This is a genomic window from Halomonas sp. N3-2A (assembly GCF_002216165.1).
Classification (GTDB): Bacteria; Pseudomonadota; Gammaproteobacteria; order Pseudomonadales; family Halomonadaceae; genus Vreelandella.
In genome coordinates this window covers 4196913-4216470 of record NZ_CP022286.1, presented here as the reverse complement: position 1 = coordinate 4216470, position 19558 = coordinate 4196913, and the positions used below count along the sequence as shown (strand labels likewise).

General features: G+C 53.2%; 16 protein-coding genes. 7 read left to right on the top strand and 9 right to left on the bottom strand.

Annotated elements, in window-relative coordinates:
• Positions 1 to 4 precede the first annotated feature (4 nt).
• Complete coding sequence (locus tag CEK60_RS19680) at positions 5 to 3520, bottom strand: indolepyruvate ferredoxin oxidoreductase family protein (RefSeq protein ID WP_089040444.1); 3516 nt, start codon at positions 3518 to 3520, stop codon at positions 5 to 7.
• A 177-nt stretch (positions 3521 to 3697) separates the two neighbouring features.
• Between CEK60_RS19680 and CEK60_RS19675 the strand changes: the two genes are divergently transcribed.
• A complete protein-coding gene (locus CEK60_RS19675) occupies positions 3698 to 4180 on the top strand; it encodes an Lrp/AsnC family transcriptional regulator (RefSeq protein WP_089040443.1) in 483 nt (160 codons plus the stop codon).
• A gap of 231 nt (positions 4181 to 4411) precedes the next feature.
• Positions 4412 to 5467, top strand: a complete 1056-nt coding sequence (locus CEK60_RS19670; RefSeq protein WP_089040442.1) for a TRAP transporter substrate-binding protein — start codon at positions 4412 to 4414, stop codon at positions 5465 to 5467.
• 162 nt (positions 5468 to 5629) lie between these two features.
• Here the strand turns inward: CEK60_RS19670 and CEK60_RS19665 are convergent, their stop codons facing one another.
• Complete coding sequence (locus CEK60_RS19665; RefSeq protein WP_232471411.1) at positions 5630 to 5890, bottom strand: hypothetical protein; 261 nt, start codon at positions 5888 to 5890, stop codon at positions 5630 to 5632.
• Between the two features lie 5 nt (positions 5891 to 5895).
• A complete protein-coding gene (locus CEK60_RS19660; protein WP_089040440.1) occupies positions 5896 to 7575 on the bottom strand; it encodes an FAD-dependent monooxygenase in 1680 nt (559 codons plus the stop codon).
• A 162-nt stretch (positions 7576 to 7737) separates the two neighbouring features.
• Here CEK60_RS19660 and CEK60_RS19655 point away from each other — a divergent pair, with 162 nt between their 5' ends.
• Both CEK60_RS19655 and CEK60_RS19650 read left to right on the top strand, forming a co-directional pair.
• On the top strand, positions 7738 to 8523 hold the full coding sequence (locus CEK60_RS19655; protein WP_089040439.1) for a helix-turn-helix transcriptional regulator: 786 nt from the start codon (positions 7738 to 7740) through the stop codon (positions 8521 to 8523).
• A gap of 155 nt (positions 8524 to 8678) precedes the next feature.
• Complete coding sequence (locus CEK60_RS19650) at positions 8679 to 9125, top strand: DUF6455 family protein (RefSeq protein WP_089040438.1); 447 nt, start codon at positions 8679 to 8681, stop codon at positions 9123 to 9125.
• 44 nt (positions 9126 to 9169) lie between these two features.
• Here the strand turns inward: CEK60_RS19650 and CEK60_RS19645 are convergent, their stop codons facing one another.
• The 3 genes from CEK60_RS19645 to CEK60_RS19635 form a co-directional block, all read right to left on the bottom strand.
• Positions 9170 to 10630 carry a sodium-dependent transporter gene (locus CEK60_RS19645; RefSeq protein WP_089040437.1) on the bottom strand — a complete coding sequence of 487 codons (1461 nt, stop codon included), beginning with the start codon at positions 10628 to 10630 and terminating at the stop codon, positions 9170 to 9172.
• 392 nt (positions 10631 to 11022) lie between these two features.
• A complete protein-coding gene (locus tag CEK60_RS19640) occupies positions 11023 to 12585 on the bottom strand; it encodes a sigma-54-dependent transcriptional regulator (RefSeq protein WP_089040436.1) in 1563 nt (520 codons plus the stop codon).
• 72 nt (positions 12586 to 12657) lie between these two features.
• Positions 12658 to 13134 carry an Lrp/AsnC family transcriptional regulator gene (locus tag CEK60_RS19635; protein WP_089040435.1) on the bottom strand — a complete coding sequence of 159 codons (477 nt, stop codon included), beginning with the start codon at positions 13132 to 13134 and terminating at the stop codon, positions 12658 to 12660.
• Between the two features lie 129 nt (positions 13135 to 13263).
• On the opposite strand from CEK60_RS19635, the gene hppD reads away from it, so the two are divergent.
• Positions 13264 to 14370, top strand: a complete 1107-nt coding sequence (gene hppD, locus CEK60_RS19630; RefSeq protein WP_089040434.1) for a 4-hydroxyphenylpyruvate dioxygenase — start codon at positions 13264 to 13266, stop codon at positions 14368 to 14370.
• Positions 14371 to 14416: 46 nt separating this feature from the next.
• On the top strand, positions 14417 to 14782 hold the full coding sequence (locus tag CEK60_RS19625; protein WP_089040433.1) for a Rieske (2Fe-2S) protein: 366 nt from the start codon (positions 14417 to 14419) through the stop codon (positions 14780 to 14782).
• Positions 14783 to 14838: 56 nt separating this feature from the next.
• Here CEK60_RS19625 and CEK60_RS19620 read toward each other — a convergent pair whose 3' ends face one another.
• The 3 genes from CEK60_RS19620 to CEK60_RS19610 are packed head-to-tail and all read right to left on the bottom strand — an operon-like array spanning position 14839 to position 18373.
• Positions 14839 to 16245: a Na+/H+ antiporter NhaC family protein gene (locus CEK60_RS19620; RefSeq protein WP_089040432.1), complete on the bottom strand. Its 1407-nt coding sequence runs from the start codon at positions 16243 to 16245 to the stop codon at positions 14839 to 14841.
• Positions 16246 to 16279: 34 nt separating this feature from the next.
• Positions 16280 to 17569 carry an NAD(P)/FAD-dependent oxidoreductase gene (locus tag CEK60_RS19615; protein ID WP_089040431.1) on the bottom strand — a complete coding sequence of 430 codons (1290 nt, stop codon included), beginning with the start codon at positions 17567 to 17569 and terminating at the stop codon, positions 16280 to 16282.
• A 6-nt stretch (positions 17570 to 17575) separates the two neighbouring features.
• Positions 17576 to 18373, bottom strand: coding sequence for an IclR family transcriptional regulator (locus CEK60_RS19610; RefSeq protein ID WP_232471410.1), 798 nt, complete (start codon positions 18371 to 18373; stop codon positions 17576 to 17578).
• Between the two features lie 249 nt (positions 18374 to 18622).
• On the opposite strand from CEK60_RS19610, the gene CEK60_RS19605 reads away from it, so the two are divergent.
• The gene (locus CEK60_RS19605; RefSeq protein ID WP_089040429.1) at positions 18623 to 19549 is read left to right on the top strand and encodes a YihY/virulence factor BrkB family protein; all 927 of its coding nucleotides are present in this window, start codon (positions 18623 to 18625) and stop codon (positions 19547 to 19549) included.
• Positions 19550 to 19558: the final 9 nt, after the last annotated feature.

Below are 19558 nucleotides of genomic sequence, written 5' to 3'. Positions count from 1 at the left end.
TGCCTTAAGCAGCTTCGACAGCGATGGTCTTCGAGTGCCCTTCACGTAGTTCCTTCAACAACGTCTCGCGGCGCTCGTTGGCTTTCTCAGCGGCAGCTTCGCGGACTGGTCCGAAACCACGAATCTCTTCCGGCAGCTTAGCAAGCGCTATGGCCGTGGCGTGATTCGTGCCATCAAGACGAGCCACTAACTCATTGATAAGCTGCTCGTAATCAGCCAATAAGGCGCGGTCGAGTTTGCGGTCGGCGCTGAAGCGGAAAGGATCGAGAGCCGTGTTGCGCAAACCGCGCATCTTTGCCAACGCACCCATTGCCTTCAGCATCCAGGGGCCGAAGCGGCGCTTCACTGGGCGCCCCTGAGCATCCTTACGACCACCTATAAGCGGCGGCGCCAAGTGGAAGGTTAACTGGTAATCACCCGAAAAGGTTGCTTTGATCTCATCCATAAAATCGCTTTGGGTGTAAAGTCGCGCCACTTCATACTCATCTTTATACGCCATCAAGCGATAGAGCTGATGGGCGACGGCTTCACTCAACGATTGGCCACCGTTTAGCGCTGTTTCTGCTTCACGCACTTTCGTTACTTGAGTAACGTAACGCTCAGCCCAAGCACGGTTCTGATAGCGTTCCAAGTGGCGGCTGTTACGCGCAACTACATCGTCCAGTGTGGCATTCGCGGATAGGGGTAGCGTATCCAAATGCTGCTGAAGGTAGTCGGGCTCCACCGCAGCCAAACGACCCCAGGCAAATGCCTGACGGTTCTTCTCCACAGCGACGCCGTTTAGCTCCAGAGCACGCTGCAGCGCAGGCTCAGAAAGCGGCACCAACCCCTGTTGCCAGGCAAACCCCAGCATCATCATATTGGAAAACACCGTATCGCCCAGCAGCTGTTCGGCTAGGCGATTGGCATCCAGGGAAGCAAAGCGTTCCTCGCCTACCGCTTCACACAGCATGTTAAGGCGCTTGCTGGGCTGCATATCCGCATCGCGATAAAGAACATAATCCGCCGTGGCTAGCTCGGCCAGATTCGCCACGATACGCGTGGTCGGTTGCAGCACATTCAGCGCTTTCTGTGAACTCGCCACCACCATATCGCAAGCGATCATCGCATCGGCCTGACCGGCTTCGATACGTACCTGATTCAGTTCACTGGGCTGTGATGCCAGACGCACATAGCTCAGTACCGCCCCACCTTTTTGCGCAAACCCCATAAAGTCGAGCACGCTGCTGCCCTTGCCTTCCAGGTGTGCGGCCATGGTAATCAACTGCCCAACGGTCACCACGCCTGTGCCTCCAACGCCTCCCACCAGCAAGTCATAAGGGGCCGTTAAAGTGGCAATCGCAGGGGTTGGCAAATGAGCTATGCGTTGCCAAAAGGCATTATCTGCGGTGACGCCCTGGCCTTTACGCAGCCCGCCACCTTCAACCGTGACAAAACTGGGGCAAAAGCCACTAACGCAGGACATATCCTTATTGCAGGACGACTGATCGATTTTGCGCTTGCGGCCTAGTTCGGTCTCGCGAGGCACCACCGATAAACAGTTGGACTGTACAGAACAATCACCACAGCCTTCGCAAACATGATGGTTAATGAACACCCGCCGGGCGGGGTCTTCCATCAAACCACGCTTGCGCCGACGGCGCTTTTCAGCCGCGCAAGCCTGGTCGTAAATCAACACGGTGCAGCCAGGAATTTCGCGCAGTTCACGTTGCAGCGTGTCCATCTCTTCGCGCCCGTGGAAAGTTACCTGCTTAGGAAACTCTTTTTCATGCCCCCGGTATTTTTCGGGCTCATCACTGACCACCACTACCCGACGAACACCTTCATCCAGCGATTGCCGAGCAATCATGGGCACGTTGATTTGCCCATCCACGGGCTGGCCGCCCGTCATGGCAACCGCATCGTTGAACAGGATTTTATAGGTAATATTGACGTTGGCAGCCACTGCCTGACGCACCGCCATTGAGCCCGAGTGAAACCAGGTGCCTTCGCCTAAGTTCTGGAAAATATGGCCGTTGCCGGTAAAGCGGCTCTTGCCCACCCAGTTAACGCCTTCGCCGCCCATCTGAATTAACGATTCGGTGCTACGGCCCATCCACGAGGCCATAAAGTGGCAACCGATCCCCGCTAAGGCTTTACTGCCCTCCGGCACCTTGGTCGAGCTATTGTGTGGGCAACCGGAGCAGAAATATGGCATGCGGCGCACACCACCAAGCTCCTTAACGCCGGCTTGGCAAGCATCAACGGTTGCCAGTTTGTCGCTAAAATTAATCTTGAAAAAGCGCGCGAGACGCTCGGCGACAAAGCCTGCCAAGAGACGCGGGCCCAGCTCTCCCACAAAGGGAATCAGCGGTTTGCCAGTTTCATCCTGCTTGCCGGTCACGATCACCTCGCCAGGGTGATCGGGTTCGGACATGTACTCTTTAAGCTGACTTTCAATAATGCCGCGCTTCTCTTCAATGACCAGCACTTCGCGCTTGCCATGAATAAACTCAAGAATGCCGGGGCGATGGAGCGGCCACACCATCCCAACTTTGTATATTTCCACCCCCAATTCACGCAGCTTCGCTTCATCCAGCCCCAATAAACGCAGCGCCTCAAGTAAATCCAAGTGGCCCTTGCCTGTGGTAACCAGCCCAAACGTCGCCTGTTCTTGGCGAAATAAATACTGATCAATCGGGTTAGCGGTGGCAAACGCCTGAACGGCGGCCAGCTTGTGCTCAAGCCGAGTCTCAAGCTGAGGCCCCGGCAGGTCCGGCCAGCGATAGTGCAGCCCGCCTTCCGGCATTTCGAAATCCGGCGTTACATATTCCGGCAAAGGTGGCACGTCCACCGATGCGCCACTCTCTACGGTTTCGGAAACGGCTTTGAAACCCACCCAGCAACCAGAGAAGCGTGAAAGTGCATAGCCCCATAGCCCAAAGCGCTCGTATTCCGCCAACGAGGCAGGGCTTACGACCGGCATAAACCAGGCCATAAAGGCGACATCCGACTGATGTGGCATTGAGGACGACACGCACCCATGGTCATCACCCGCGACCACCAGCACACCACCCGTCGGTGAGCTACCGTAGGCATTACCGTGCTTTAACGCATCGCCCGCGCGGTCAACACCTGGCCCTTTGCCGTACCACATGCCGAAGACGCCTTCGACTTGCCGCTCAGGATCTGTCTCTACCTGTTGGCAACCAAGCATCATGGTAGCGGCCAGGTCTTCGTTGATCGCAGGGACAAAATCGATGTGATGCGCTTCCATGGCGGCTTTCGCCCGCCAAATTTCTTGGTCTACACCACCCAAGGGCGAGCCACGATAGCCACTGATAAGCCCTGCCGTTTGGCGGCCATTGTGGCGATCAAGCTCGGCTTGGCGTAAGGCGATACGTACCAATGCCTGGGTGCCAGTAAGAAAAATACGGCCTTCGCCACGGCTATAGCGGTCGGCCAGCTGATAATTATCGAGTGCGATCTCGAGAGGCTGGGTAATAGAACCCGCCTGCTCAGCAATTGAGGGGGTTGTCATGAGAGTTCACCAGTACGGTTGAAGAGTTATGGTTGTAATACATTTGAGTCTAGCTAAGAGCGCACTAAAGGTGCTTGCTAATTAACTCTTCAAACGTCTGGTTATTAATCATTACTTTCATTTTTTTAGTTTTGACGCAATGATATTCAACAAACCACAAATAAATGAAATGGCACCATGAAAGAAGCAATCAAAGAAATCACCTTAGACAGGCATGATCAGCGCATTCTTACCCTGCTTCAGCAACAGGGGCGTATTACCAACAATGAGCTCGCCGAACAGATCGGGCTCTCCCCCGCTGCCTGTTGGCGACGCGTAAAAGCCCTAGAGGAGAGTGGCGTTATCCGCCGCTTTGCGGCGTTGGTGGAACCCAGCCTAGTGGGCCAACCACTATCAGCACTGGTCATGGTGACGTTGGTTCGCCACCACATCGACAATACCGTCGAGTTCGAAAATCGCATTCTGCAATATCCAGAAGTGCTGCAGTGCTATGCCACCACCGGCAATGCCGATTTCGTATTGCGAGTAGTGATCGAGGATATGACGGCTTATGACCGATTTCTGAATGAAAAACTCTTCACCTTGGACGGTATCTCACAGGTCAGCTCCAATTTCGTGCTGCGCAATATCAAAGAAGAGACCGCTATCCCGATTCGTTGAATCAACTGATCGAGACCACCAAACCTTGCTGTCCGTTAGAGCTAACATTCAAAACTTCAAAAACTAAGACTTAAGTATCAACTCAACCAACCTTAAATTAGTTGCTATTGAAACTATCTAAAGGCAAGGTAAGCAATGCGATTTACGCCACCTGAGAAGGCGCCACTTGCTCGGTGTTAGGCGTTACCAATAACAACACAGACGTTAATAACGTCGTTTTGGAGTTTCCGCATGAAACAACCAGCTCGCTTACTCGTGGGTGCTATCGCGCTTTCCAGCATGGCGTTCAGCATGTCTTCATTTGCTCAGGCAACGATCACCGTTAGCACGTGGGGTGGGCCGAATCACGGTATTAATACCATTGTTTGGCCGACTTGGAAGGCGTGGATAGAGGAAGCCACGGATGACCGTGTTACGGTAGAAGTGGTGCATGACATGGGGCCTCCTCCCGCACAAATGGAGATCGTTGCTGATGGCATTGCAGACGCCAGCTGGATTTTTCACGCCCATATGGCGGGTCGTTTTCTAGCCACGCAGCTACCTGAGTTCCCCACCTTTGAGGAGTTCTCTTCAGAAGATGCTTCGGCTGCCTATTGGCACACCCACCAAGAGTATTTGCAGCAAGCCAATGAGCACCGTGGTGTTGATGTCGTTGCGATGGGCGTACACGGGCCAGGGCAAATATTTACCCGTGACCAAATAAGCTCCATCGATGAGCTTGCTGGCAAACGGCTGCGCGTGGGCGGCGGAGTGATGAGTGGCTTAGCCGAGGCAATGTCAGTGACCGGGGTTTCCATTCCTCCGACAGGCACCTACGAAGCGGCCTCCCAGGGCGTTGTCGACGGTGCGATGCTAACGCTTGAGAGCTTGCGCAGCTTCCGCGTGGCTGAAGTGGCTCCGCACACCCTTACCGTAGACGGTGGTTTCTATCGCGGCAGCTTTGCGATTGTTATGAACCCGATGTTCTGGGACCAAGTGTCGGACGAAGACCGCGCGGCGATTGAAAGCGTATCGGGTGAGCGGCTTTCACGCTTGTTTGGCTACATGATGGATGTTTCCGACCAGCGCGGTGTTGAATTTGGTGAAGAGAATGGCGCAACCTTTACCCAAGCATCGGAACAAGACATTGATTACCTGAGGGGCGTTGCGAGCAACTTACAAGATGCCTGGAGTGAGTCGATAAAGAGTCGTGGTGTCGACGCGCCTGCCGCACTTGCCTTCTTTCATGAACAGTTAGTCAATGCAGCGGCCGAAGAGCGTATCGAAGCGAGTATTGTTAGTCACTGAGCCGCTCTTTACTAAGCGTTTATTATTAAACGTGCTTGGCTAAGCACTCTTTATCCAACACTCGTCGTCAAACACTCTCTATCAAATACTTTCTATTAAAGAGGGGAAGCGCTTCTTTCCCCTCTTCCTTCCCCACTCCTTCTTCTCCACTCTTATTTACCGCTAATCCCCGCTTCTAATTGCCTCTCTACTTTTCCTCTCATCAAGTCGGGTACCCTCGCGCGCTTCATTAATCGCCGCGACTACCTGATTGATATCGGGTATCCGGTGGGCAAGCGCTAACGCCAGCTGGGCAAGCAGTAGCGTGTGCTGCGTCTCAGGTACCGAATCTAGCATGACGGCTAGCTGTTCATAAACCTGTTCAAGGTCGGCAAACGGTAAAACTGCTTGTGAAGAGGCTGTTGATGTCGATATCGCTGTCATGAGCATTATTCTCCTAGTGCTTTCTTGAAGGCGGCGCTAAGGGAAGCAGCATCAACTGCTTTCCAGCGGGCGGTGATATGACGATCAGGGCGTACTAAGTAAGCGCTTCCAGCACTGGCGTCATAACCAACAAAACAAGCACCCTGGTGATCAATCAATGTAGTAAAAAATGCCGGGCTGGCATGACGGGCAATCACCAATACATCCAGACTGCTGTAGTGTTTCTGAAGGTCAACTAAGACGGCCTGTAGCTCAGGCGTGACGCTACCATCCTCACTAAACACCAGCAGGTTGAACCCCGTTCCCAAGTGGTCGAGCAAGAAGTTGTTTTCGCCTAATCGGCGATTGATTAACGGTGCGCCAGGTATCGGACCTGCACTAAAACTCTTGTCATCCTCTGCCGTCACTGGGCTTTCAGCATAGGTGTAGGGCGTAACTTGCCGAGGATCGGCAAAGCGGCTTGCGTAGTCGTTACGTAGAGCCAACGATAGTGCGGCATCTCGCATCAACCGATACCCCTGACTGGGCGGGGTCATAAAGCGGGTGCTCTTACCGGCATTCGCGAAGACCTCCAATGTGGCACCACGCCGTTCTGGACTATAACTATCCAACAGTTTCTCGGAAGCCTCGCCTTTGAGTACCCAGGCTAGCTTCCAGGCGGCATTAATCGCATCGGCCAGCCCGTTGTTAAGCCCACGCACACCAAAAATGGGGACTAAATGGGCGCTGTCGCCAATAAACAGCACACGGCCATGGCGATAATCGTCGAGGGCCAGCGTGTAGGCTTTGTAAAGGCTCCACCACTCAAGCTCCCACTTCCCCTCTTCGCCTAGCATCTCGATGATCATACCAACGCGTTCACGAATAGCGCTTTCGGTAACAGCCTGCTCGGGGCTCTCGTTCGGCAACAGTTGATAGTCGATGCGCCAAATATCATCAGGCTGTTTATGCACTAGCAGAGTAGATTCAGGCATTACTGAAGGGCTGAAAAAAGCCCTGCGCTCGGTCGGAAAGTCAGACGTCATGCGTACATCAGCAATTACATAGCGTCCTTCATAGGACTCACCGTGTAACGAAAGATCAAACGACTTGCGCGCAACACTGCGCCCACCATCCGCCGCCAGCAGATAGTCGGCCTTCAATTGGTACTCCCCCTGCGGAGTGGAAACACGCAGTGTTACGCCGGTATCACTTTGCGTGACATCGCTAACGGTCTGCTGCCAGCGCATTTCGATTAAGGGGCTTTCCAGCGCTTTATCGACCAGAAACTGCTCAATATACTGCTGCTGAAGGTTGTACATCGGCAGAAAGCGTTCGTGTTCTGAGTGTGGCATCTCAAAACGATAGACTTCCTGATCATGGAAATAGGAGCGCCCTCGCGTCCAGCCAAGCGCTTTGTCTATAAATTGCTGCTCAAGGCCTAATTGTTGGAGTATTTCCAAGCTATGACGGGATAGGCAGATCGCTCTGGAACCGTCATTTAGTGTCGACTTATCATCAAGCAGTACAGACTGAACACCTTGACGCGCCAGCTCCAGCGCAGCAGCGACGCCGACAGGGCCTGCCCCGACAATGGCAACCCGGTGCTGTTGCCTCTCACCTCCCAATTCAGCGGGACACACAAAGGGGAAATGCGGATAATCAAAATATAACGAGTCAAGCTCACCCTTGCCTGCTGGTCGCATGACATACTCCTATTACTGTTATTTTAAAATGAGTGTTTTACGGAGGGTATATAGGCCGTATAGGGCGCTAGCCTACACTGAAGGTTTTAAGGGGGTTGTCCCGTAAAAAACGGGACATAACTGACCATTAGCTTTAGCTCATCTCGTGATGTCGGGGGACATATGAAAGAAATGACTAATACCCAGCTAATCGAATGGGGAAACCTTCTGCCAAGTGTGGCGACCTGCATTGAGGCCGTGGAAAGGGACAACTTCGAAAGCCAACTGCTCGCGTTACTGCATCAAGCCGTTGGTATCGAACAATGTATGATTTTTGGCTACTCGACGAGCGGCGAGATCGATTGTTTACTGGCCGCCAATCATCAGCTTCCACGCGTTGCTGATCGTCTGGCTCACATCTACGTAAGTGGCCTGTTCCGGCAGGATCCGAATTACCTGCAACTAAGCCAACTGGCAGGCCAGCCGGAGAGTACGCCTATCGACGTATTAACTACTATGCAGGTGGAAGCGATGTCGCCAGCATATCGTAATCATCTATTTGCGTTTCCAGATCTTGTTGACAAGGTATCACTCAACATTGCCGCCAAAGAGGGCGCTTATTATCTTAATCTTTATCGAGGTACACAGAGAGGCCCCTTCACCTCAGCTAATCTGGATTGCTTAAATAGCTTAGCGCCGCTGTTGACCAGTTTAATTCGCCGCCATTACAGCAATGCCCCTGCCAGGCCCGAGCGGCTTAGTTCTTGCGAAGCTGCCGCGCTGGCCACGCTATCCGAACGCGAGCGTCAGTTGTGCCTCTATCTACTACGTGGCCACACGCTTAAAACAGCGGCGGCCAAACTCGAGATCGCTTTTTCAACCACTGAAACCTACCGCAAGCGTGCCTACGCCAAGCTCGGCGTAGCATCTAAGGCGGGCTTAGTCGCACTTTGCAAAGCTGGTAAGTAGGACAAGATCCCCATAACGCTGTCATCGTCACTTGGTAGCAACCATGGTCCCGCCTGTTTGTTTCACTTGAAACCAACTTGATCCGCATCAAGATAGTTTATCTCTCGTCGGTTGATACTGATGTCATCATTAAGAACCGCCGAGGGAGAATGACCATGGATACTGCCCAGCACACAGATACCACCTCTTGGTGGGGGCGCCTCACAGAGCGCTGCTATACAGCATCAACCGCGACGTTAGCCCGCAACATAAACCAGGAAGCAGGTGCTAGCTATGATGCACTTATCAATGACCTGGAAAGACCGCTAGAGTCACGCTTTGAGCAGGCAGTGGCAAGGCAGCTAGCAACAGGCCAACCCGCTCATTTCAGCCCAGCCAAAACCTTAATGCCAGTTATGATGCAGCGCTTCGGTCTTAAGGAGAGTGCTCTGAAGGAAAACGGCTTGATGAATCATGCCGACTATCGTGCACTGCGTGACACCTGCAACGCCTGCGCCGCCGTTGGCGATTGTTGGAAAGCGATGCGGGCAAGTGCCGAGCTTGATGAGTGCCGTCGCTTATGCCCTAACGCCAATGCCTTTGATGCGTTAGCGGCACGCTAATGCAAAGCGCTCCCATCGACTAGCGATGGGAGCGCTTAGGTAGCTTACGACGCTTGGTGACGCAGGCGTGGGCTAGCCAACTCCCCCACCACGGTAATAACCACCAGCAGGGCTAGCAGCCACGGCCACTGAGTACCTACCTGGAGGGTAGCGAGGCCCAGCGCATCGATGAAAATTAACACGATGCCTAACGGGCTAACGTAACGCACCATAAACAGCCACAGCGTGTGCTGGGTACGGGAGAGTCCTAGTTCTTCCCTGAATAGTTCAGTACGCAGCAGGAAGCCTGCCATCAGCGCCGTACCTAAACCGCCTAGCGGCATCATCCAACGGGAGGTCAGGTAATCCAGCCAATCAAAGAAAGTGCGGCCTGCCACCGTCCAGTCCGCGCCCACATTGAAGGACAGCATTGCCAAGGTGCTCACCAACCACAGTACGATACCCACACCCCAGGATGCCCGTTTGCGCGTCATCCCTTTGCTGGCAACGAGCCAGGCCACTGTCGCTTCGATCATTGAAATCGACGACGTAAGCGCGGCCATCGACAGCATCACAAAGAACAGGACGCCAAACAGCGTACCAAACGGCATTGCTTGGAAGGCCAGGGGCAAGCTCATAAAGATCAACCCTGGCCCTTGGCCGGGATTCATTCCGTTAGCGAAAATAATCGGGAAAATAGCCAAGCCAGCCATCAGCGCGACAACGGTATCAGCAATGGCCACACTGAATGTCGTGCGTGCAATGGAGTGCCCTTCTGGCAGGTAAGAGCCGTAGGTAAGAATGGCACCAGACGCGAGCGACAAGGTAAAGAAGGCATGCCCCAGTGCTGCTAAGAGCCCTTCACTGCTTAACCCTTCGGCATTGAACGAAAACAGAAAAGACCAAGCTTCGGCAAAGCCACCAGAAAAAGCACCGTAGCCAATCAGTATGCCCAGCATGATCACCATGCCCGGCATCATCCAACTGACACTCTTTTCAATACCTGCTTGTACGCCTTTGCCGACGATGAACATGGTTAGCACCGTCACTAGCGTGCTCCAGGCGCCTAACGTGAAAGGGTTGGCATTATTAGCGGCAAAAATTGCTGCCATATCATCGACACTATTACCAGCCAGTCCGCCGCTCAGCAGTTTCCACAGATAGGAAAATGACCAGCCAGCGACGACCACGTAGAACGACAGAATCATGAATCCACACAGCATGGCCATCCAGCCGAAGATCGACCAGAAACTGCCGCGCCCCGACTCATGCACCACTCGACGGATAGCATCAATCGGGCTGCCCCTCCCACGACGCCCGAAGCTGATTTCAGCCATCATGATAGGCACACCTACCGCCAATATGCAGGCCAAGTAGACCAGCACAAAAGCGCCACCTCCGAATTCGCCAGTAATGTAGGGAAATTTCCAGATATTACCCAGACCCACTGCAGAGCCAGTGGCTGCTAGCACAAACCCCCAGCGGCCCAGCCACAATGTTTTGGGGGGCGTATTTGTCGTTGTCATTGGGAAACCTTATAAATTTATATTGTTTTTTAGGCTATTTATTATGAGCAGCTAGAACAGCTACTTAAGAGCGATTAACTGCCTATAAAAGCCAACCAACTGCGGTCAATCAGTCATAAAGAGCAATCTATAAAGAGTCTATGGAGATAGCCATAGGGCAGGAATGGGGTTAAATCGCATTCGGCGAGGCGTTACCCGTAGAAGCGGCATAAAACTGTAAAGAAATCGTTACACTCATAAAAAAATGCCGAAGCGTGGTGTCTCGCTGTTGTATTTTCCTGACAAACTGTAAATAAATCGTGACAGTTAATTTGCTTGCTACACGGACTTTTTTAAGATTTTGCTTAAGTAGAGTCTTGAATACGGCTTCAGGTGCTGTTCCAAGTACGCTTTCAAGTGCCGTCTTGAGCACCAATACCGTAACGCTTGAGTTTATTGGCAATGGTTGTGTGGGAAACACCCAGCCGCTTGCCTAACTGGCGGCTGGAGGGGTACTGCTGATACAGCGTACTCAAGATATTCTTTTCCACCTCGCCTAGCATGTCGCTCAAGCTTCCCTCTAATGGAATACCAGCAAGCTCAGGCGATACTTCACTGTGAGGAAGACGCAAATGCACCGGCTGAATGGCTTTCTCTTCACATAGCGACACCGCCTGGAACAACACATTTTCCAACTGACGCACGTTGCCTGGCCAGTCGTAGCGGGTGATTTTTTCCAACGCAGCAGGTGAAAGCTCGGGCAAAGGGCAGCCTATCTGGCGCGCCGCACGATCAAGCACATAGCTCGCCAACTCCTCGATGCCGTCCAAACATTCACGTAAGGGAGGGACCTGTAGCAACAGCACATTAAGCCGGTGATAAAGATCCAGCCGAAACAGCCCGTCACTACACAGCTGCGGCAGGTTCTGTTGAGTGGCACAGATCACTCGGACATCCAGGAAGGTTTCCTCGTCGCTCCCCACTCGCCGGAAGCCGCCATCTTGAAGAAAACGCAACAGCTTTGTCTGCAGCCGTGGGCTCATTTCACCAACTTCATCGAGAAACACGGTGCCGCCTTCGTTAAGCTCCAGAAGGCCAAGCTTGCCTTCTGGCCGAGCGCCTTCAAAAGCACCGGGCGCGTAACCGAAAAGCTCTGTCTCGGCCATTGATTCTGGCAGCCCAGCACAGTTGAGCACCACAAACGGCGCTTGCCCGCGATGGCTTGCCAAATGGCAGGCTCTGGCGACCAGTTCTTTCCCAGTCCCCGTTTCCCCTACAATCAGCAACGGGGCATCCAAGGGCGCCATGCGCCGCGCCTCATTGATCACGGCGGCCAATCGCGAACTCGACTGAAAGATAGCCTCAAAGCCACGCAGTTCCTGGCGCTGCACTTGATAAATACGTGCCCCGATACGGTCGGCACGATGCAATGTCACCACCGCCCCGGCTAATGAGTCCACCTTGGTGTCTTCGGTGTGCAGTGGCGCAATATCAGCGAGATAGGTGTCGTCTTTCAGTTTGATCCGCAGCCCATTAATACGTGAGTTGTTGCGGCGAATCACCTCGGGAAGGTCGACTTCGTCAAGGTAACGGTCCAGCGATAGCCCTGGCACTTCTTGAACGCGCACCCCCAATACCTGAACGGCGATACGGTTGGCCGCTACAATGCGACCCTGCATATCTATCGACATAACGGGGTCAGACAGCGAAGACAGCAATGCATCCAACTCCAAATGACGACGCTCGCTGGGCATCAAGCTCGCGCGTTTGACGCCAAAAACGCCTGGGATAGCTTCCAGTGCCGGCTTAAGCGTACTCAACTGAGCATTAAGCAACTTAGGGACATGCAAATAGATGGTATTGCCCTGCTCGCCGCCGACTTCGCCCCGCGCGACATTTATGCGGTAGTCAGCAAACTGGGCCACTATATCGCGAAGAATGCCGATTCGATTCTGACAATAAAATTTAAGACGCATAGAACCCTCACCGCACAAAACTAACGTAGTTACTTAGGCTTTGCCTGAAAAATCAGTGATTTCGGACATCGCCTAGCCACCACTCACCGGCAGCCCCTGCTCCTCTTTCATACTCCGCAGTATGATTTCAGAGCGAACCTGGGTGACATTAGGATGAGGTAATAAATGGTGGTGAATAAAGTCTGAAAACTCGGTGAGGTCCTTGGCGATCACGTGCAGTACATAGTCCGCATCCCCCGACACAGAATAAGCCTCACGCACCATGGCGTGCTTCGTCAGTAACGTTACAAAATCATCACCCATGCTCTCACCATGCGCTTTGAGATTAACGCGAGTGATCGCACGCAAGCCAAACCCCAGGCTGGAGGCATCAAGCCTCGCCGAATATCCCTTAATCACCCCTTCGGCTTCTAGCCGCGCTTTACGCCGGGAGCACTGAGAGGGAGACAAGCTGACACGTTCTCCCAACTCTGAATTGGTGAGGGCTGAGTTCTTCTGCAACACTGATAAAATTGCAAGATCATATCGATCCAAAGAAATCCCGTGCATAGAACACTCCAGTTGCGCACAAGCTGTGCGCTATTTGGCGATATCTTAGGTTAGTTTGCAACCTAATTGCACCGCCTCTTCCCTATACTGAGCTTGTTCACTTACAAGACAATAATAGGAGAGACAGCGATGGGACCTTTTCCTCATGACGCGCCAAAAGTAACCATAAGCGATGCAAACCCAGCGGGCACCGATGGGTTTGAATTTGTTGAATTTGCCCATCCTGAGCCGGAAAAGTTAGACAGCCTGTTTCGGCAAATGGGCTTCGTCCCCGTTGCAAAGCACCGTGACAAGTCAATCACCGTTTATCGTCAGGGTGATATTAACTATCTGCTTAACAGCGAGCCTAACTCCCATGCGTCAGCGTTTATTGAGGCGCACGGCCCCTGTGCACCGGCCATGGCTTGGCGCGTTGTTGATGCTCAGCACGCCCTAAAACGTGCCGTTGAGTTAGGGGCTGAGGAGTTCACTGGCAATAAATCCATCGATGCGCCTGCAGTTGTTGGTATTGGCGGCTCGCTGCTTTACTTTATTGATACGTATGGCGAAAAAGGCAGCTGCTATTCAAATGAGTTTGAATGGTTAGATGAGGTAAACCCTAAGCCTAAAGGGTTTGGCTTTTACTATCTTGACCACCTCACTCATAACGTTATTCGCGGCAATATGGACACGTGGTATAAGTTTTATCACGACACCTTTAACTTCCGTGAAATACGCTACTTCGATATCACCGGTAAAGTCACCGGTCTTACTAGCCGCGCATTAACCTCTCCCGACGGCAAAATCCGTATTCCGATTAACGAGAGTGCCGACGATCACAGCCAAATTGAAGAGTACTTGCGCGAGTATAACGGCGAAGGTATTCAGCATATCGCCATTGCAACAAACGATATTTATACCGGCACTGACTTAATCGCTGACGCGGGGCTTGAGTTTATGCCTGGCCCACCGAACATCTATTATGAAAAATCGCTTGAGCGCGTAAAAGATCACCAGGAGCCTCTCGATAAACTTCGTAATCGCGGCATTTTGATTGATGGCGAAGGCGTTGTGGGCGGTGGCGAAACCCGAATTTTGCTACAAATTTTCTCAAAAACGGTGATTGGCCCAATCTTCTTCGAGTTTATCCAACGTAAGGGCGATGATGGTTTTGGAGAAGGCAATTTTAAAGCACTGTTCGAATCCATCGAAGAGGATCAAATTAACCGAGGCGTGTTGCAGAGTACTGCAGAATAGCAAAAACGCTAAATAACAAGATTAGCGCTGACGAAAAGGAAACACTGTGCAAGACGCTTGGCGTAACTATGCAAATGCCCCCCAAGAGGGGGCAATTATTTGCCCTTCTAATCTTATAGAAGAAGGCAATGCACACTGCATAGAAGTTATTAGTAACGACACACCTTTCCCTATCATTTTAACGCGCATAGAGGGTGTCATTTATTGCTACGTTAATGCCTGCCCCCACCAATACTTACCATTAAATTACCGGTCGGACAGTATTATTTCGTCAGATAGAAGCCGTTTACTATGCAGCGCCCATGGCGCAGCATTCGATATTAAAACAGGCAACTGCTTAGCAGGTGCTTTTGATAACCTTGACGCAATACCGGTGTTTGAAGACCCGCAAGGCAATGTTTGCATTGGCTGATGCTAGATTAAGCCCTGCGATAATGGCCTCAGGCGGCCTACCGCAGGGCTTATCGCTTATAGCGTGAGACCGAGCAAAAGGTAAGCAGCCAAGGAGAGTGTCGCAACGGCAAGCGCAAAGGGAATTTGCGTCTTGATATGGTCGATATGGTCAGAAGCAGCCCCTGTTGAGGCAAGCACTGAGGTATCCGACAACGGCGAACAGTGGTCCCCGAACACACCGCCACCCGCTACGGCTGCCACCGTGGCATATACCAGCGGTGTCAGCATATCGCCGCTAAAGTTGAACGCGAGCGGCACGGCCAGCGGCATCATGATCGCGAAGGTGCCCCAAGAGGTGCCGGTCGAAAAGGCGATAACGGCAGCGATAAGAAATGTCATCGCTGGCAGTAATGCCGGCGTCAGCCATCCACCGGTGGCTTCAACGATATAGCTCGCTGTGCCCATGTCTTTGGAAAGCTGATTCAGCGAATAGGCTAACGCCAGGATAATAATGGCTGGCATTACTCCTTTCATCCCGGCCATTGAGGTTTTCATAATGTCGTTGAAGGGAATGCCCTGAAGGCGCATAACGATACCGAGAAACACAGAAGCCGCCAGAAATGCTTCCATGGTCTTAGCCGAGTCCATCACGATAAAGGTGCCTACAGCAACGCTGATCACTACCAGTACCGGGGCGAAAAAATTCCAGAATAGGTTGGTACGCGCACCGTCATAAGGCGGAATCTCTGTCAGCTCCTCGCCCACCAGCGGCTCTGCCCCATCACGCAGTACTTTGCCCTCTTCTTGAGCGCGACGCTCGGCTTCGCGCATCGGTCCAAACAATGGAATAACACCGACAATGACCAGCCCCACGACCAGCACCGAGAGCCATGCATAGAGGTTAAAGGGAACCGCATGTAGAAACACGCCCATCGCCTGAGCAGCATTTTCAATGGGTCCCATGCCAATCAGTAAGCCAGAAATAAACACTGCCCAGCCAGTGATCGGAACCATCACACTCACCGGGGCGGAAGTGGAGTCCGCTATATACGCCAGCTTTTCCCGCGACACCCGATAGCGATCCGTCAGGCCACGCATGGTGCTACCAACAAATAAGGGGCTGAAATAGTCGCTGAAGAAAACGAACATGCCCATCACCCAGGCGATCAACTGAACCCGCACTCGCGATAAAGCACGGCGTTCCACCCAAGCGGTAAAGTTCTGAATCGCCCCTGTGCGTTGGAAGAACGCGATCACTGTGCCGATGAAAAGCTCCAACAGCAGTATCCAGGAGAAGCTGGTGGTGCCGAGGGTTTCCTTTAATAGCGTGGGAAAGCCCATCAAGCCATTGCCCAGGGTAATCACCCCAACGAAACAGGCGACTGCCAGCGAGAAAACGGTGTTGCGGGTAATAAATGCCAGCACAATAGCCAACGCCGCCGGCATGATGGACAGCAGCCCAATATGATCTTGAGGATCCATTGTCATCTCTCTTTTTTATAATGGTGAGTGGGGATCAAGTTTCTTGCTTTGCCTTACGGCGCTCCATTTCACTGGTCAGGTAGAAACCCAACCGACGCACGGGATCGGGCGGCATCCAGCTAGCCTTGCCGAATAACGACGCTATATTTTCGACCGGCTGGCCCATGGCATGGCGCGCCAAAGCATCGCCAAGGAAGGTACCCTTGACGATACCGCCGCCATTGCACCCCGCTGACACATACAAACCGGGCTGGATTTCCCCCCAGAGTGGCGCACCGTTATAGGTCAGCCCGGTGGTCCCTCCCCAGACCTTATCAAAGCGCACAGGGGTGAGTTCGGGATAGCGCGCCTCAAGGCTCGCTTTCAGTTCAGCCTCAATACGGGCGTTATCGGCTTCGCGTTCATAGCTGTAACGCGAACGAATCATCAAGCGCCCATCGGCGGTGGTGCGCAGCGTACAACCCAAGCGATGTGCGGGTAGCAGCCCCCAGGTCGTCGCAGCAATGCGCTGTCGTTCCAGCTCCGGCAACGGCTCGGTAATAGCGGCATAGGTATAAATAGCGGTTAGCCGCGAGGGGTCTGCACCCAAGGCTCTAGAAAACGCGTTATTGGCCAGGATTACCTGTCCAGCCGTTACTTCACCTTCGGGTGTAGTGACACGCCACTTTTTGCCATCAGGCTTGATTTGAGTCGCGGGTGAGTGCTCATGCAGTTCGATTCCGGCTTCCAATGAATCCGCTAAACCAACAATCAATGCTGCAGGCTGCACCAGATAACAGTCCGGTGAATAAATACCCTGAGTGTAGTAGCGCGTACCAATCCGCTCAGCCAGTTGGCTAGCGCTCAAGGTCTGGTAAGAAAGGCCTGCAGCGTTAAGAAAAGCTTCATACTGGGCCAAGGCGCGCTGGCCTATCGCGCTGCGGGCAGCGCGATAAGTGCCGCTACGTTCAAGTTGGCAGTCAATTCCCAGCCGTTCGACCCGCTCGCGCAGTAGCGCCATGGTTTGTCGACTTAACGCGTTCAGTTTCTCCATGCGCTCAAGTTCTTCGGGGCGAGCATCATTGGCTAAAGCGATTTCCAGCATGAAACCAGAGTTACGTCCTGGGCTACCTTCACCCACTTGGTCGGCTTCAAGAATTTTGATGCGGTCTTCAGGCCGCGCCTGCTGCCAGGCCGTAGCTGCCGCGAAGCCGGTGTAACCTGCCCCGATGATGACGACATCCGCCTCAGTTTGGCCACGCAAGGCGGGGCTCGGCTGGCGCTCTGGAAGCCAGGCGTTCCAGCCGCACAGCCGCTGATGGGATGGATGCGTGGGTTGTGACATGACGATTTAATCCAGATACAGCAGGCCGTGGGCCTGGTTAACCATAGCGGCGACTTCGTCTTGCATGCCTTGGAGTACCTCCAACTTATGGGCCGTCGTCATGCGAGACTTGAGCATTGAGCAACTCATGGCCCCCAAGGGGTGGCCACTATGGTCGAGGATGGGAATGGCTAAGCCGCAGTATTCCGGGAGTAGAGAGCCTTCAACGCCACGGGCGTAGCCATGTGTTAGTAGATGGTTAATTTCGGCTTCGACATCGGCGGTAGCGATCGCGTAATCATCCCGCAGTCGTGTCGCGTTGTGGTCGAGAATCTCGCCTCGTTCATCCGCACCGAGATACGCGAGCAAGGCAATCGACGCTTGGCCGACACCGAGCGGCAAGCGCCCTCCCGTCGCCCTAACGAAACTGCCCACCGGATAAGCACCGTTCTGTACTTCCAGGCAGACCGCGTAGATACCATCGCGGGCGAACAGATAGAAACTGTCTCCCCAGCGTTGTGCCAACGCCAGCAACCTCGGTCGAGCCAAGTCTCGCAATCCAGCGCCATTGCCCGCCTGAGCACCAAGCACCAGCAACTCATAACCCAGTAGGTAACGCCCACGAATGGGAGAAGAGCGTAAAAACCCTTGCTGCTTGAGACCTTTTAACAACCGATAGAGCGTAGGACGGCTGAAGCTCAACTCATTCAGATAATCGTCGACACTCGCACCGCGGTGGCCACCACGCGCGGTAACTTGCAGTATCTGCATGGCGTGAACGAGCGTGGTGGGGCCTGATGAGGTGATGTTTTCATTTACCGGCATTATGTTTATCGTTATCTGTCTAGGTGAGCTAGAACATAGCAAGACAAATTCACGAGTTCATCTCACTAAATGAGACACAACCATTTTCACGCGATAAAGCGGGTGTGGGGCAATGGGTTCCGCCGGGCAACGCCAATCATTGGCTATCATTTTGCCGGTCTGTGCGTCAGTCTATCCACTGACGCTTGTTGTCGCTGAACAGTCACACCGCCAAAGCATAGTGTTGGCACACAAGGAGGATGGCAAACGATGGGGCGCAACCAAACAGCACTCAATGCCTTACTTCTACTGCTGCCACGGCTGGCTCATTTTGCCTGGCGTGTCGTGTGTCACTTCCTGAAGAATCGCGGCATCCTGCTTGCCGGTGGGGTGGGCTACAATATTTTGCTCTCCATCGTGCCGCTATTTGCAGTATTGGTTGTACTGTTGACCAAAGTGGTGGATCAACAGCATTTACTCAGCGTTCTTGCTGTACAAGCGCGCCACCTAGCACCGGCCCATGCCGAAGTGTTGATGGACGCCGTGCGCAGTCTGCTGGAGTCTCGCGGCGTCATCGGCATTCTTAGCTTACCCATTCTGCTGCTCTTCAGCTCTTTTGCCTTTCGCATGCTAGAAGATGCCTTGGCGATTATCTTCCATGCGCCAGAAAGCCCCCACATCAAGCGTAGTGTGTGGGTATCGGTGATGCTGCCGTACGCTTTCATGTTAGTGCTAGGGGCGGGGCTGCTGGCCTTAACACTGGTCGTCACCCTGGCCAGCTCGCTCAATACGCTGATGATGGCGCTCTTTGAGCGGCAACTGCCGTTTGCAGGGTTTTCCGAACCAGTCCTGAACTTATTCAGTTTTGCTGGGGTTTTCTTATTGTTTAGCGCTATCTACAAGGTGCTGCCGGTAGTGCGTATCGCGTTACGCCGAGCAATCATCGGCGGCTTTGTCGCGGCACTGCTGTGGGAAGGCGTGCGGCTGCTACTGGTCTACTATTTCACTCACCTCTCGTTCGTCAACGCCGTTTACGGGTCCCTAGCAACGCTGATCATTGTGCTGATCAGCCTGGAAGTCGGTGCCATCATTTTATTACTGGGCGCACAGGTCATTGCTGAGCTAGAGCGCAACACACGCCTCGGCCTGCCTTGGCATATTGACCCCGACCGACAACCCATCACCCACGTTGATTAAGACATTACA

Coding starts and splice junctions, on each gene's coding strand:
- CEK60_RS19680 (WP_089040444.1), bottom strand. CDS start 3,520: ATGACAACCCCCTCAATTGCTGAGCAGGCGGGTTCTATTACCCAGCCT.
- CEK60_RS19675 (WP_089040443.1), top strand. CDS start 3,698: ATGAAAGAAGCAATCAAAGAAATCACCTTAGACAGGCATGATCAGCGC.
- CEK60_RS19670 (WP_089040442.1), top strand. CDS start 4,412: ATGAAACAACCAGCTCGCTTACTCGTGGGTGCTATCGCGCTTTCCAGC.
- CEK60_RS19665 (WP_232471411.1), bottom strand. CDS start 5,890: ATGACAGCGATATCGACATCAACAGCCTCTTCACAAGCAGTTTTACCG.
- CEK60_RS19660 (WP_089040440.1), bottom strand. CDS start 7,575: ATGCGACCAGCAGGCAAGGGTGAGCTTGACTCGTTATATTTTGATTAT.
- CEK60_RS19655 (WP_089040439.1), top strand. CDS start 7,738: ATGAAAGAAATGACTAATACCCAGCTAATCGAATGGGGAAACCTTCTG.
- CEK60_RS19650 (WP_089040438.1), top strand. CDS start 8,679: ATGGATACTGCCCAGCACACAGATACCACCTCTTGGTGGGGGCGCCTC.
- CEK60_RS19645 (WP_089040437.1), bottom strand. CDS start 10,630: ATGACAACGACAAATACGCCCCCCAAAACATTGTGGCTGGGCCGCTGG.
- CEK60_RS19640 (WP_089040436.1), bottom strand. CDS start 12,585: ATGCGTCTTAAATTTTATTGTCAGAATCGAATCGGCATTCTTCGCGAT.
- CEK60_RS19635 (WP_089040435.1), bottom strand. CDS start 13,134: ATGCACGGGATTTCTTTGGATCGATATGATCTTGCAATTTTATCAGTG.
- hppD (WP_089040434.1), top strand. CDS start 13,264: ATGGGACCTTTTCCTCATGACGCGCCAAAAGTAACCATAAGCGATGCA.
- CEK60_RS19620 (WP_089040432.1), bottom strand. CDS start 16,245: ATGGATCCTCAAGATCATATTGGGCTGCTGTCCATCATGCCGGCGGCG.
- CEK60_RS19615 (WP_089040431.1), bottom strand. CDS start 17,569: ATGTCACAACCCACGCATCCATCCCATCAGCGGCTGTGCGGCTGGAAC.
- CEK60_RS19610 (WP_232471410.1), bottom strand. CDS start 18,373: ATGCCGGTAAATGAAAACATCACCTCATCAGGCCCCACCACGCTCGTT.
- CEK60_RS19605 (WP_089040429.1), top strand. CDS start 18,623: ATGGGGCGCAACCAAACAGCACTCAATGCCTTACTTCTACTGCTGCCA.